This window comes from Arthrobacter sp. FW306-2-2C-D06B (genome assembly GCF_021789175.1).
Lineage (GTDB): Bacteria > Actinomycetota > Actinomycetes > Actinomycetales > Micrococcaceae > Arthrobacter.
Genome location: NZ_CP084560.1, coordinates 790,711 through 803,550, shown reverse-complemented (window position 1 = coordinate 803,550; position 12,840 = coordinate 790,711). Strand labels below are relative to the sequence as shown.

Annotated in this window: 14 protein-coding genes; 1 reads left to right on the top strand and 13 read right to left on the bottom strand. The window is 64.2% G+C overall.

All coding sequences use genetic code 11. From position 1 onward, the window contains the following. Nucleotides 1-11 precede the first annotated feature (11 nt). The 6 genes from LFT47_RS03925 to LFT47_RS03900 all read right to left on the bottom strand — a co-directional run bounded on the left by LFT47_RS03925 (nucleotide 12) and on the right by LFT47_RS03900 (nucleotide 6,609). Nucleotides 12-1,193, bottom strand: coding sequence for a Vgb family protein (locus LFT47_RS03925; protein ID WP_236815464.1), 1,182 nt, complete (start codon nucleotides 1,191-1,193; stop codon nucleotides 12-14). Between the two features lie 90 nt (nucleotides 1,194-1,283). After that, nucleotides 1,284-1,955: a response regulator gene (locus tag LFT47_RS03920; protein ID WP_236815463.1), complete on the bottom strand. Its 672-nt coding sequence runs from the start codon at nucleotides 1,953-1,955 to the stop codon at nucleotides 1,284-1,286. After that, nucleotides 1,952-3,580: an ATP-binding protein gene (locus LFT47_RS03915; RefSeq protein ID WP_236815461.1), complete on the bottom strand. Its 1,629-nt coding sequence runs from the start codon at nucleotides 3,578-3,580 to the stop codon at nucleotides 1,952-1,954. The genes LFT47_RS03920 and LFT47_RS03915 overlap by 4 nt, the downstream gene beginning before the upstream one ends. An 80-nt stretch (nucleotides 3,581-3,660) precedes the next feature. After that, nucleotides 3,661-5,043, bottom strand: a complete 1,383-nt coding sequence (locus LFT47_RS03910) for an amidase (protein WP_236815459.1) — start codon at nucleotides 5,041-5,043, stop codon at nucleotides 3,661-3,663. Continuing rightward, entirely contained in the window at nucleotides 5,036-5,224 is a 189-nt protein-coding gene (locus tag LFT47_RS03905) for a hypothetical protein (protein ID WP_236815456.1), read from the bottom strand. The genes LFT47_RS03910 and LFT47_RS03905 overlap by 8 nt, the downstream gene beginning before the upstream one ends. Then, a complete protein-coding gene (locus LFT47_RS03900; protein ID WP_236815454.1) occupies nucleotides 5,221-6,609 on the bottom strand; it encodes an amidohydrolase family protein in 1,389 nt (462 codons plus the stop codon). The genes LFT47_RS03905 and LFT47_RS03900 overlap by 4 nt, the downstream gene beginning before the upstream one ends. Nucleotides 6,610-6,677: 68 nt before the next feature. Between LFT47_RS03900 and LFT47_RS03895 the strand changes: the two genes are divergently transcribed. Then, nucleotides 6,678-7,625: a polysaccharide deacetylase family protein gene (locus tag LFT47_RS03895; protein ID WP_236815452.1), complete on the top strand. Its 948-nt coding sequence runs from the start codon at nucleotides 6,678-6,680 to the stop codon at nucleotides 7,623-7,625. On the opposite strand, the gene LFT47_RS03890 is transcribed toward LFT47_RS03895, so the two are convergent. The 7 genes from LFT47_RS03890 to LFT47_RS03860 all read right to left on the bottom strand — a co-directional run bounded on the left by LFT47_RS03890 (nucleotide 7,588) and on the right by LFT47_RS03860 (nucleotide 12,819). Next, a complete protein-coding gene (locus LFT47_RS03890) occupies nucleotides 7,588-8,313 on the bottom strand; it encodes a maleate cis-trans isomerase family protein (protein WP_236815450.1) in 726 nt (241 codons plus the stop codon). The genes LFT47_RS03895 and LFT47_RS03890 overlap by 38 nt on opposite strands. Next, nucleotides 8,310-8,927 carry a helix-turn-helix domain-containing protein gene (locus LFT47_RS03885; RefSeq protein WP_059388278.1) on the bottom strand — a complete coding sequence of 206 codons (618 nt, stop codon included), beginning with the start codon at nucleotides 8,925-8,927 and terminating at the stop codon, nucleotides 8,310-8,312. Before LFT47_RS03885 ends, LFT47_RS03890 begins: the two co-directional genes overlap by 4 nt. 152 nt (nucleotides 8,928-9,079) lie before the next feature. Further along, on the bottom strand, nucleotides 9,080-9,823 hold the full coding sequence (locus LFT47_RS03880) for an aldolase/citrate lyase family protein (RefSeq protein ID WP_236815448.1): 744 nt from the start codon (nucleotides 9,821-9,823) through the stop codon (nucleotides 9,080-9,082). Beyond that, a complete protein-coding gene (locus tag LFT47_RS03875) occupies nucleotides 9,823-10,224 on the bottom strand; it encodes a cupin domain-containing protein (protein WP_236815445.1) in 402 nt (133 codons plus the stop codon). Before LFT47_RS03875 ends, LFT47_RS03880 begins: the two co-directional genes overlap by 1 nt. A 29-nt stretch (nucleotides 10,225-10,253) precedes the next feature. Continuing rightward, nucleotides 10,254-11,177: a polysaccharide deacetylase family protein gene (locus tag LFT47_RS03870; protein WP_236815443.1), complete on the bottom strand. Its 924-nt coding sequence runs from the start codon at nucleotides 11,175-11,177 to the stop codon at nucleotides 10,254-10,256. Nucleotides 11,178-11,263: 86 nt separating this feature from the next. Beyond that, nucleotides 11,264-12,082 carry an MBL fold metallo-hydrolase gene (locus LFT47_RS03865; RefSeq protein ID WP_236815441.1) on the bottom strand — a complete coding sequence of 273 codons (819 nt, stop codon included), beginning with the start codon at nucleotides 12,080-12,082 and terminating at the stop codon, nucleotides 11,264-11,266. Nucleotides 12,083-12,093: 11 nt separating this feature from the next. Next, nucleotides 12,094-12,819 carry a hypothetical protein gene (locus LFT47_RS03860; protein WP_236815439.1) on the bottom strand — a complete coding sequence of 242 codons (726 nt, stop codon included), beginning with the start codon at nucleotides 12,817-12,819 and terminating at the stop codon, nucleotides 12,094-12,096. Nucleotides 12,820-12,840 lie beyond the last annotated feature (21 nt).

Below are 12,840 nucleotides of genomic sequence, written 5' to 3'. Positions count from 1 at the left end.
AAGAGCAACCCCTAGGTTGCAGATTGAGGCTTGCCGCTGTCGCCACGTGCGGAGCTCTTGCGGCGCCCCGCGGCCACGACGAAGACGGCGACGGCGATTGCCACGATCGCGGCGCCGCCACCGATTGCAGTGATGATGCTCCAGGGGCTGATAACCCCGTCGGCGGATTGGGTTCCGGCGACGGCTGGCTTCGAGGCTGTCGGGGTTGTTGCGCCCGGGGCAACCGCGGCGTAACGGGATACTGAGCCGTCGCCGGTACCGCTGCCCGGGCTTGTCACGATGAGCGTCCCGTCTGGAGCCACCGCCAGATGCCCGGAGCTTTTATCAGTTGGGATGGAGGATCCCACAGCTGTTGCGCCCGGCGGGATGACTGACAACACGCGGTCTTGGACCGTGGTCACATAGACGGTACCGTCCTGCCCGACGGCTGCCTCTTGGGGTCCTCCCGGGACGAAGATACGGTACCCGACCGTGTCAGCGCCGGGTTTGATGACAGTGAGCTGATTGGAACTGATGTTGGTGACATAAATTGTTCCGTCGGGGCCTGCGGCGATCCCGTGGGGGTTCTCTGTGTTCCGTGGTGTTGCGCTGAGCTGAATGGTCCTGGACGCCGCGCTCGCTCCGGAGGGAATGACCGAGACCGTCCCCGCGATCTGGTTCGCTACGAACGCGGTGCCGTCCTTCGTGACCGCGACCTCCACCGGTCCTGCTCCGACAGGTACTGTCCGGTCCACGGTCGATCCGTTCGGCGCAATGACCGACACGGTGTGCTCCGAAGAGTTCGGAACGTAGATCGTCCCGTCGGGGCCTGCGGCGATCAGATGGTTCCCGGGGGAAACCGGAATTCGTCGCGCGACACTGGTCGCGCCAGCAGGAATGACGCCCACGTCGTACTGGTTGCTGGCACTGTCCCGCTCAGCCACAAAAAGGGTGCCGTCCGGGGCTATTGCCAGGCCTGACGTGAACCCGCCCGTGCTGATGGACCGGGACGGCCGGACCGCCCCGGGAGGTATCACACTGATGCCGCCGGCCCCGCCGTAATTGCCCACATACGCAGTACCGTCGGGACCGACCACCACGCCAACGGGCACCCCGCTCACGTCGAGAACTTCCGAAGGGGCCGCCGCCGCAGCCCCAGCGCCCAGATAGGCGAACGCCACCGCGGCCACGACGGCCAGGCTCCAAAATTTCACTTTTCTTTCCCCCCAAAATCCCCACAACGGCGCTCGACGCCGGCCCAGCGGAGCGAGCTCCGCGTCTGCAGCATATCCCGCAGCCGGTCCTCAAGCCTTGCGCGGCAAGTACGTGTTCACGGGGCGCCCCGTCGAACCGTAGGCCAAATGCAGGTCAACGAGTCCCTTGCGTTCGAGTTCGCTGAGATAGCGCTGGGCGGTGGGGCGGCTGATGCCGACGCTGCCCGCAATCTCCGATGCGCCCAAGGGTTCCGTGGAGTGAACCACCATATCGAGGACTTTTTGCATGGTGGGTGGCAGGCGCCGGGGTCCTTTGGCGGGCGGAGCCGTCCGGCGCAGGCTGAAGAGCTGGTCCACGGTCGCCTGGTCGGCCACCGTCCGGGACTCCGCCTCCTGCCGCCAGCGCCGATAGGCCTCGAGCTGGGTTTGCAGCTGCTCGAAGCCAAACGGTTTGACGAGGTAGTACACCGCTCCCCCGCGCATGGCAGCCCGTACGGTCTCGAGGTCCCGGGCGGCGGTGATCATGACGGCGTCGAGCTTTTCGCCAGCTCCCTGAAGGGACCTCAACAGGCTGATTCCGTCTTCATCGGGAAGGTAGACATCGAGGAGAAGGAGGTCTGGTTTGAGCCGCTGCACGGCTTCCCTGGCCTCCGCCGCGGTGTGGGCCTCTCCGACGCATTCGTATCCCTCGATTTTGGCCACGCGGCTGGCGTGGATGCGCGCTACGCGGAAGTCGTCGTCGACCACCAAGGTCCGGATCATTCGATTGATTTTCCTGTCATGACCGGGGTGCCGGATTCCGTGTGCGGTTCCGGCAACCAGATTTCAAAGCGTCCCCCGGGGCCCGGGAAAACATCCATCGTGCCGCCTGCCCGGTGAACGATCCTGCTCACCAGCGCAAGGCCTATCCCGCGACGCATTCCTGGCCGCGGTTCCTTGGTGGTGAACCCGTCGGCGGTGATCGTGCCCACCAATTCAGCAGGGACGCCGGGCCCATTGTCGGTCACGCAAATGAAAATGCCCGAGGAATCGTCCAGTTGGATGGTCACCTCGCGGGGCGTGGGCTGCTCGGCGAGTATTTCGACGGCGTTGTCCAGGAGGTTCCCGACGATCGTCAGCAGCGCTTGCGTTTCGAGGAACGGTTGGCGCAGCTGGGAGTCGTCGGTCACCGAGATTTCGACGTCCTGCTCAGCAGCCACGGTGATTTTCGCGAGCAGGAGGGCAGCAAGCTCCGGCGGTTCGATCCGCGAGCGCAGTCCTTCGCCAAGCGAGCGCGAGGTGTCCGAAATCCGCGATACGAAATTCCGTGCCTGGTCCACATCCCCGAGTTCCAGGAGTCCGTCCACCACGTGGAGACGGTTGGCGTACTCATGCTCCTGGGCGCGCAGGGCTTCCATCAGCCCTTCGACGGAGCGCAAGTCGCGGACGAGGCCCTCTACCTCGGTACGGTCGCGCAATGTGACCACCGAACCTATGCTCCTTCCCGCCAAGGCAACGGACATCCGGTTGACCACCAACAAGGCATCCTCGGTGATCACGATCTGGTCGGTTCCGCTGATCTCACCCGTCAGGAGGGAACGGAGCCGTCCGGACGGCAGAAGATCCTCGATCTTCTCTCCCAGCACGTTTTCTTCCAGGTGCAGCAGGGTGCGCGCCTCGGAGTTGATGACGGTGACCCTGCCGTCGTCGTCGAAGCCGATCATTGCTTCTCGGATGCCGTGCAGCAGGGCTTCGCGCTCCTGCAGGAGGGACGCAATCTCCACCGGTTCGAGATCGAAGGTGACCCGCTTGATCCTGCGCGCCAGCAAGGCAGAACCCATCGCGCTGATCACGAGCACCACCGCCGAATAGCCGGCAATCAGCAACACCTGTTTGGCGAGTTCGCTGCTTTCCGTGGTCTCCAGGATTCCCACCGAAACTTGCCCGACGACGGTCCCGTCCGCCGCGCGCACCGGCGCCTTGGCGTTGACTGAGTCGCCGAGGCTGCCCTTGTCGATGCCGACGTGGGTCTGCCCGTCAAGGACGGCGACAGGTTCTTCCAAGGTCTGCCCGATGAGGTTTGGATTCGGGTGGGAGTACCGGACACCTTTCCGGTCGGAGACGACGACGTAGTCCGGCTGCGCTTGGGACTGGACCTTGCTCGCGATCGCCTGAATCGAGTGCGCTGGATCGCCGTTCCCGAGCGACGTGACGATTTCCGGCATTTGCGCCACCGTCGTCGCGATCCCCAGCGCCCTGAGCCGGTACTGGTCCTCGAGGGTCTGGTTGCTGATCTGGGTGTAGAGAAGCGCGCCCAAAGTCACTGTCACAAACAGGATGCAGAGCAGCCACACCAGGATCTGGGAGGCAAGCGGCCGCGTCTTCCAGCGCGCGCCGAAAAATCGCAAGCCACGCAACTCTGGATGCACCGCCAACCTCTTCCTACTCTCTTAGTAGCTTATGTGACAAAGTTCACGGCTACTACGACTCAGCCGCGCACCGGCACCTTGGCGTGCCACGAGGTGTGTTGCTCATAGACGTGCGCCATGCCTAAGAGATCTGCCTCCGCGAATTCCCGCCCCAGGAAATGCATCCCTACCGGTTGTCCTCCGGCAAATCCGCAAGGGATGCTCAGTCCGGGCATGCCGGTGAGGTTGGCGGGCGAGAGCATCATGAGCGCGCTGGAGAGGGAGTCCTTCCCTGTTGAGCCGGTCAGCGAATGGGACATGTCCGCTTCGACCGGCGCGATGGACGGCAGCGTCGGGGACACCAATGCCTGGACCCCGGCGAGGTCCATGGCAGTCCGCAGGGAGGCGCGAAGATGCGAGCGCACTTGACGTGCCAGCTTGACATCCTCGGGCGGCACCAAGGCGCCGGTTTCGATCATCACGCGGGTGCCGGGCAGATACTTGTCAGCTCTTCTGGCCAACAGCTCGCGATGATGCTCCACCGATTCGGACAGCGAAATCGCCAAGCTCGCCGGCAGGGCCATCTTCAGTTCAGGGAGGGACAGCTCGACAACCTCCACCCCGAGATCTTGCAACGCAATCACGGCCTGTTCAAGGACCGCGGCCACTTCCGGCGTGACCTCCCACTCGGCCCAGGCGTCACGATCCACCGCCACGCGGGTCAGTGCGGGCATCGCGTCGGGGAGCACCATCTCCTGCAGCCGCGCCGCCGCCTCAGGGCCCACCATGCCTTGGAGGAGCGCCGCGCAATCCGCCACGCTTCGAGTGATCGGACCGATGTGGTCGAGGGTATGGCTGACATTGAGCACGCCTGATCCGTCCACCAGCCCGGCCGTGGCTTTGAGGCCAACCAGTCCGTTCACCGATGCCGGATTCCGCACCGATCCCCCGGTATCGGTGCCCAGGGCGCCAGGCGCGCTCCCGACGGCCACGGCCACCCCCGAGCCGATGCTGGATCCGCCCGCGTAGCGCTCGGCTCCCCAGGGATTTTTCGACGGCGGGGTGCCCTGTCCGAAGGCGAACTCATGGGTCACCGTCTTGCCCAGGATCACTGCCCCGTTCCGCCGCAAGTGCCGAACCACGCCGGCGTCGTCGGAAGCAACCCGACCCCTGAGCGCAAGGGACCCGCCTTCAGCAGGCATCCCCCGCACGTCGATGACGTCCTTCACACCAAGCGGAATCCCGTGGAGCCGTCCGAGGAACTCCCCCCGCGCTGCGCTGTTGTCCGCGGCGCGCGCCCCGTTTCGAGCGCCTCGCTTGTCGACGTATGCCCACGCATGCACTGAATCTTCCGTGGCTTCAAGCCGCCCGATGACCGATTCCACCAGTTCGACTGCGGAGAGTTCGCCGCGGCGCAGGAGCGCCGACGCCTCGGCAATTCCCAGTTCCCATGCTTCAGTCATTCGCGCCACCTCCGGGGGCTGCCTGCAAACGTCGGGGGTCGAAATCGGTCCTCAACACTGCCATGCCGCGCTGAAAGTCACTGAATGAGCGTTCGACGGCGGCAGCGTCCTCCTGCTGGATGACCTCGCCAACCAGCTCGATGAGTAGCGCGGACTGCTCAGGGGTCAGCTGCCCGCTCACCGGCGCGCCGCCGGAGTCAGCCGACCGTCCCGCACCACACAGACGCCGCCGACGAAGACGAAGCGTACGTTCCGGAAGTCTTCGGCGCTGGCCACGACCACATCGGCGTCCCGTCCTGCTTCAATCCGCCCACCGTTCGGCGCAATCCCCGGGATCAACCCGGTCACTGCCGACGTCGCCATGGCCACTGCTCCTGCCAAGGATCGATAGCCGTGCTCGGCGACATCCTGTACAGCCGAGATCAATTCGTCGTGATGTCCCTCGTGTCCGTAGTCGGTGGCGAGGACCTCCACGAGACCGGGTTCCTGCAGCAAGACATCCCAGTGCTCGCGCGTTGTCACGGTCTGTTTGCGGTGCAGGAGGTCGAAAACGGAAACTTCGGCTGACCAACCGTGGTCCCTGCCGAGCCTTGCCAGCGCGAGGGCCTCCGCGGGCGTGTGCGAGGGATGGTTGGCGTGGGAGGCAATGACACGCGCCGTGGACGCGCCTGTCGTGATCAGGGGTGTCCCGTCCATGAGTCCGCGCATGACCCGTGCCGTTGCGGCCGCACTGTGCAGGATCGCCGGCACGCCAAATCGAGCCGCGGCCTGGACCCCCTCCCGGATGCCGTTGAGTGCCGGTTCGATGGAGGGCAACACGGAATCCGCGATGATGTTTCGCAATTCGACGAGGTCGATTCGTCCTTCCAACCCTGCCTCGGCGGCCGCGGCGCGCAGCTCTGCCATGTCGCAAGCGTCGGGGTCGATGAACCGGCCAAGCACGGCTTCCTTCATTCGCCGGGCCTGCACCGAGTGCACGCACACGCCGCTCGCCCTTTCGATGGCGCGAGGGATGTAGCTCAGGTCCTGCCCTCCCCCGCCAAGGGTCTGCCCGCCGCCGAGCTCACCAATCGCGATCGCGCCGTCGTTGAGCATCTTCTCCACCGTGCTGTGGCCCGACTGCGCGGGCAGTCCCCTGCCGTCGGCCAAACGGGCGGCCCGCTCGGCTTCGGGCAAATGCGTCGTGGCTCCCCGGACGTGGACCGCATGGCGGCGGTCTGCTTCGCGGACATGGTCCATGGTGCAAAAGCCGCAAAGGTTCAGCACCGTGGTGGTTCCCGCAAGAAGGTGGCGGTCAAGATTCGCCAGCCACTCGGCGTCGGGCAGCGCGGGGGCTCCGCTGGGCATGAGCGGGCCGGGAGTCACCCCGTGGACGTGGCTGTTGATGAGACCGGGCATCACAACGCATCCGCTCGCATCGATCACCTCGCCGTCGAAGGCATGTTCGCGATCCCAACGCTCGAGAACATCGGAGACACGCCCGTGGCGCAGGATCACTGCTCCTGATTCGACCACCGTATTGCCTGTGCCTGGCACGACGGTGCCACCGTGGATGAGCGTAGACATTCGACTCCCTATCGATTATGTTCATGATATCGAAGTATCTTCACTATAACCACAGAGGAGATTCCACTGTGTCCGTCCCTTCCACCACCCGGGATTTCGTGGGCTACGGCGAGCACCCCTCGGAGTTCCGCTGGCCCGGGGGCGCACGCGTCGCCTTGTCCCTGGTGATCAATGTCGAAGACGGAGCCGAGCGCAGCATCGCGCGCGGAGGCCCCGCGGACGATCTTGGAGCCCACTGGATCAAGCACCCGGCCCACCCCACCGCCCGGAATCTCACACTGGAATCGGCTTTCGAATACGGATCCAGGGCAGGCATCTGGCGGGTGCTGCGCACCCTGAGGCGCCACGACGTTAGGGCAACTGCCTTCTGCTGCGCCACGGCACTCGAGCAAAACGCCCAAATCGCGGCTGCGCTTGTCAGGGATGGCCACGAAATTGCCGACCACGGCTACAACTGGGACACCCACGCCGGACTCGCTCCCGAGGAGGAACGCGCGCTTATTACCGCGTCCCGCGATTCCATCGCCAGGAGCACCGGCGTTCCGCCCACGAGCTGGTACTCCCGCGACGGACTCAACCCGGATACGCGGGACATTCTCGCCGCCACTGGATTCATCTATGAGTCCAATAGCTTCAACGATGACTTGCCTCATTTTGGAACCGGAATAGACAACGCAGGGAAGGACGGAGCAGGGTTGCCAGTCTTGCCTTACGCGGGTGACACCAACGACTCCGGACTCTTCAGGCAGTTCCCCACGGCAACCGCTTTCGCCCGCCAATTGTGCGGCACGCTGGACATGATGCTCACTGACAACCGGCCCGGCCCCTCCGTCATGAGCGTAGGCCTGCACCCGCGCCTCATAGGCCGCCCTGCCTACGCCGCCGCCCTGGACACCTTCTTGTCCCACGCGGGCAAGAATTCGGCGTGGATCGCAACTCGTTCGCAGATCGTTGAGGCTTGGCTGCTGAATACGAGCCCTAAGCGCCGGCGAGCAACGCACCCCAACCAGGGATAGGGCGCGCGGTTCCGGCCAGTTGGAGGAGTTGCCACAGCGTGGCTGTTGCGCTGTCGACGACGGGCACGCCGAATTCGGATTCGAACCCGGCCGCCAGATACGCGGAGCGAAGGTTCGTCCCGATACAGACCACCGCGTCAATGTCGGAGCCAAAGGCAGGCCTCATGAGCGCGCCGATATCCGCGCCGGACATTCGCGAGATCTCCGGGTTGGACATTGACCTCGCGGGCACCGAGGAGCGGACTACTTCCAGGCCGTTGGCCGCATACTCATGTTCAATAAGTGCCATGATGCCCGGGGGGCCGGGGAAAACGACGGCGACCCGGCCGGCGTCGAGCGCCTCCAGGGCGGCAACAAGCGCGAGGGACGCGGTGGTGGCCGACGCGCCGGTGGCCTCAGTCAATGATTCCGCGAGTGCCCGGTCGCCTCCGAGGCCGGTCCAGGATCCCGACGTTCCGTGGAACGCGATGGCATCCAGCTCGGCATCGCCGAGCAGGAACGGCGCGTCGCCGAGAACCGTCGCGTCGATGCGGTCATCGAGGTCCGCCGGGAGCCGGAAGCGGCTGTAGTGGACGCCGACGTCGGGCGATCCGGCCAGGATGTCGGCCGTCAGGGACTCCGCGTTGGAGTTCGACGACGGCACGAGCATTCCCAAGCGGGACGACGGGCCGGGCGGGCGGCTCGTCAATGGGATTTACCCAGGGACGGCGGCGTCGAGATTGCCACCATGACTGCGGCGGTGTCCGTGAGGTTGCTCCACCAATGCGGCAGCGTGGCGTCATAGGTCAGGCTGTCGCCCTCGCCCAAAGTGAATTCCTGCCCGCCGACACTCGCCACGAGCGTGCCGGTCTGGACCACGACGCATTCCTCACCTTCGTGCGAATGCGGAACCTCCGCGCCGTCGAAATGCGCCGGGATGGTCATGTTGATGACCCCAAGCTTCCTGTCCGCATCGGGCACGATCAGTTCCATGACGATTCCCTGGGAAGGAATCTCAATGCGGCGGCGATCGGCCCGGCGCACCAGCATGTGGTTCTGCGTCTCGCTGGGGTCGGTAAACATGCTCGCCAGCGGCACACCGAGGGAATTAGCCAGGCGAAGGAGCGTGGCGAATGACGGATTACCGATGCCGCGCTCGATCTGGCTAATCAATCCGGCGCTCACCCCGGCCCGGTCCGCCAATTCCTCAACAGTGAATCGCCCGGCACGCTGTTCCTTGAGCATGGCGCCCAAATGGGTGATCCACAGGTTGCGGTGCAGAGTGTCATCGTCGTCGACTTTAACAACTTCCGTGCTTCCCAATACAGCTCCTCAGTGTTCCAGCACTCATCAGTATATCGAAGAATCGTCAACTAAACGAAGAATCCTGGCAGGATGCTCCGGCGTCGAGCCTGACTTCATCGTCACAGCATGCCAGCATCGGCAGCGCCGCAGAAGAACCACGCGGTTCATTTTCACGGGGAGTCACACCTCGTCACGCGCGTCTCCGGAGCGGCGGCGGCAGCCAGGTGCGCGATCATCGAGGCAAGCTCCCGCTCCCAGTACACCGCGGCGCGATCGGCGCCCCGGGCATGGACATCACCGGCACTGGCAATGTTGGCTGCGGGAAGGCCCACGCTTTGGCCGGCAGCGCCGAGGACGTCGACGACCCGCTGAACGCATTCCTCGAGCGCGACCGCTCCGGGCCTCCCCTGTTTCAGCAGTTCGCCAGCAAGGTCCGTGGGACCCACCCAGCCGCCGTCGAAGCACTCCAACGCCAGGAAGTCTTCGACGGCGTCGACCGCTTCCACCGTCTCAAATAGGACCGTCAGCCGGGGCTCCAGCGAATAGTCCGCTCCGAACGCCGACGCGAACGAAGCCTGTTTCGGGCGGAACCCAAGGGGGCCGAACCGCGTCGCCCGGTAGGCACGTTCAAGTTCTTTCGGATGCCGCACCCTGGGGAGCACAATCTCGTCCACGCCGGTGTTGGCGAACGCTACCAATGTCATGTCATCAAGTTCAGGGACACGGACGGCGACCCGGGTATTGGCGCCTGACAGCCGCTGCACCGCATCGGCGCATTGCTGCAGCGTCAGCGTTGTCTGCTCTGCGTCGAGGACCACGAAATCCAGGTTTCGGTAGGCAACCACGGACAACAGGGAGGGGGTCGGCTCGGCCGTGATGAGTCCGACCTGCCGGACCAGCGACGACGTCGCCATCACTCGTCCGCCACGAACTGCCAGTCGGCGGGCTTGCTGACGCCGACAACCAAGTTGACGTCTTCGTCGCCGTCGTTGGTGATGCCATGGGTGGTGCCCCGGGGAATGTAGATGCCGTCCCCAGGCTTGGCCCGGTACTCGGTGTCGCCCAAATGGACGAGGGGCGCACCCGAAATGACAACGTAGAACTCGGAGGCATCGGGATGGTGATGGCATAGGTGATGTTGTCCAGGGAGGATCCGGCCCCAACTGACGCATAGGTCGTCGGATCCGCTCAGGTCACGCGAGATGAGCGTGGAGACGAGGCCTTGGTCCTGCTGTCCAAGAAGTCCAGTCTTCTCCAGCGCCGTGAAGCCCTGTTCGTTGACGTTGTGGACCAACCGCGAAATATCCGTGGCCATCGGAGTCCTTCCTCCCGGCATTGACGTGGTCACACGCGGCCTTCGTACGCTGCTTCGAGCTGGCCGGCAGCAGGCGGGTTGGCGATCCACCACCGGGCAATTTCCTCCCTTGTGGCGAACCAGACGTCATTCCGGGAGAGGGCATACTCAAGGAAGCGCCTGACTCCCAAGGCGACGCTGGGCCGCCCGCCGATGCGCAAGTGCACTCCTACGGACATCATCCTGGGTACGGTTTCCCCTTCGATCAGAAGGCAGTCGAGGCTGTCCTTCAGTACATTGAAGAAGTCATCTGCTGTCCCGAGGCTTCCCGGGCCCCAGAACCTCGCGTCGTTGGTGTCGCCCGAGTAAGGGACCACAAGGTGGCGGGATTCTCCGGCGGACACGAAATACGGCAGGTCGTCGGCATAGGAATTGGAGTCATACAGAAAGCCCTCACCCTTGAGGATCGCGCGGGTGTTCTCCGTGATTCCTTCGCGGACGTACCAACCCACAGGCCGGACACCCGAGACTCCCTCGATCGCCGCGACGCAGGCGCGGATTTCGGCCAGTTCTTCGGCCGGAGTCATTCCGACGGTTCCCCGCCATTTGTAGCCGTGCGCGCAAATCTCGTGTCCATCGCGAACGATCGCATGGGCGGCTTCGGGGTTCCGTTCCAGGGCGACACCGCAAGCCATGAATGTCGCGGGCACGCCGTAGTCCCGGAGCAAAGCCAAAAAGCGCCAGATGCCTACCCTGCTGCCGTACTCGAAGAAGGATTCCTTCATCAGGCTCCGCCGGCCCGGATCCGAAGACCAGCCACCGAAAATCGTGACGTCTTCATCGCTTTCGTCACCGGCTTCTATCGAGCTCTCCGCGCCTTCCTCGTAATTGATGACCATGGAGATGGCCACCTTGGCACCATTCGGCCACGTCACGACCGGGGGATTTTCCCCGTATCCAATGAGGTCTCGCATTGACTCACTCCTTGCCGTTCGCCGCGCTCTCAAATCGAAGCGCTGCATCTCAAATTCATTATATTGAATCAAACTTCACTATACAATCAGTGGCCTTCCGCGTAGACCTTCCTGTGCGCGGCCAGTGACGTCCTGAGCATCCCGTCGACGTCGTCAATCACGTTGCCGTGGGCCGGGCCGATCAGCTTCGTGGGAAGCGTGTCCAGTAGCGCTTCAATGCCGTCGAAGGCATCGCTGACGTCCACGAACTTCGTCCAGTAAAGAGCCCGGCCGGTGCCATACGCCGCTTGCTCCACGGTGGGAGGTTGCGGCATCTCGCCGGACAACAAGCGGCATTGGCCGGGAAGGTGGACGGGTTCGTCGTCGTCCTCTGCTGCCCCGCCCGCTGCGGGAACATCGTGGATGAAGGAGAAGCCGTCCGAAACAAACATCATCCGGGCTCCGTCGTCGTGGCCCCACAGCGTGTTCTCCAGGTCCCGGATCAAGGCCGGAAGGAATCGGAACTCCCGATCGCCGAGGTCGATCCGGCTTCCGGCCGCCTGGGTCCTGAACCTGGAGCGGTATTCGGGGAAATGCAGGTGGTAATCACGGACGTCCCCCACCACGATCGCCCCGGGGTACTTGTCCAGCAGGGCGGGCAGGTTCCCGGCGTGCGGGATCTCTGGATGGGTCGGGAAGACATAATCCAAGGGGCGTTCACCGAGAACCAATTCCAGCTGGGCGAGAAGGAGGGCGCGGTGAGCCGGATCCCCTGTGTCTACCAAGAGCGTCGCTTTGGATCCCACCAGCAGATAGGAGGAGACGTGATAGTGGACTTCCTGCCCCTGGGCGTTGGCCGACAGGCAGCCACCCAACCAGTAGGTTCCTTCGGCAAGCCATCGGAGTTCGACTGCATCGTGCTTCACTGGACCCTCACTCACTGGATACCCATTTCCTCAATTGCCCGCGCCAGCTCCCCTGCCTGTTCAAGGCACTTGTCCATGCCAATAAAGGGAGCTCCATAGCCGGGACCGATGGCGCGGACATCGCGGTCACGGAAGATGTCCCTGATGTTCCGGGCGATCGGGCTGGTATCCGCCCCTGTGAACCAGCGGAATTTCCGGAGTCCCTCGCGGGTCTCAGGCCCGGCGCTCCCGCCGTGGGTAAACGCATCGGAGGTCAGCAGCCCGCCGGATTCCGGATCGAACACCCAAAGCGTCGGCAGGAGCCGGAGCAGCGGTGAGACGAGTTCGACGACGACGCCGTCAAGCACTTCCACACGCTTCGATGTCCCCGGATCCACGGCAATCCGCTTGGATTCGGCCTTCGAACGAGGCACCGTGATTCCGCCTGTGTACCAGACCGAGCCAACCGCGAAGTGCTCCTCAATGGCCGGGATGTTGAGGCAGCATTCCATTTCGGTCCGGGTGAGGACAATGGATAGCGGCTCTCCGGGTGAGAGCACCCGGTCAAGCCGTTCGATGATGTCGTCCTGATGAAGGCGAATGCCGGTGTCCACGAGTACTGAACCGGACGGCCCTTTGATCAAGTAGCAGTTCACCGCTTGCGTACGCCGGACGCCAGGCGGGCACCAGCTCACGCGCTCATCCAGTTCGATGTCGCCGCTGAGCCGGTGGATCCGGCCGCTCAACAAACCGCCCATTTTCGCTCCTTCCCTTGGATC

Bases quoted from the DNA above. Each gene is read 5' to 3' on its own strand.
- LFT47_RS03860 (WP_236815439.1), bottom strand. From the start codon at position 12,819: ATGGGCGGTTTGTTGAGCGGCCGGATCCACCGGCTCAGCGGCGACATC.
- LFT47_RS03920 (WP_236815463.1), bottom strand. From the start codon at position 1,955: ATGATCCGGACCTTGGTGGTCGACGACGACTTCCGCGTAGCGCGCATC.
- LFT47_RS03910 (WP_236815459.1), bottom strand. From the start codon at position 5,043: ATGACTGAAGCATGGGAACTGGGAATTGCCGAGGCGTCGGCGCTCCTG.
- LFT47_RS03875 (WP_236815445.1), bottom strand. From the start codon at position 10,224: ATGGCCACGGATATTTCGCGGTTGGTCCACAACGTCAACGAACAGGGC.
- LFT47_RS03870 (WP_236815443.1), bottom strand. From the start codon at position 11,177: ATGCGAGACCTCATTGGATACGGGGAAAATCCCCCGGTCGTGACGTGG.
- LFT47_RS03900 (WP_236815454.1), bottom strand. From the start codon at position 6,609: ATGTCTACGCTCATCCACGGTGGCACCGTCGTGCCAGGCACAGGCAAT.
- LFT47_RS03880 (WP_236815448.1), bottom strand. From the start codon at position 9,823: ATGGCGACGTCGTCGCTGGTCCGGCAGGTCGGACTCATCACGGCCGAG.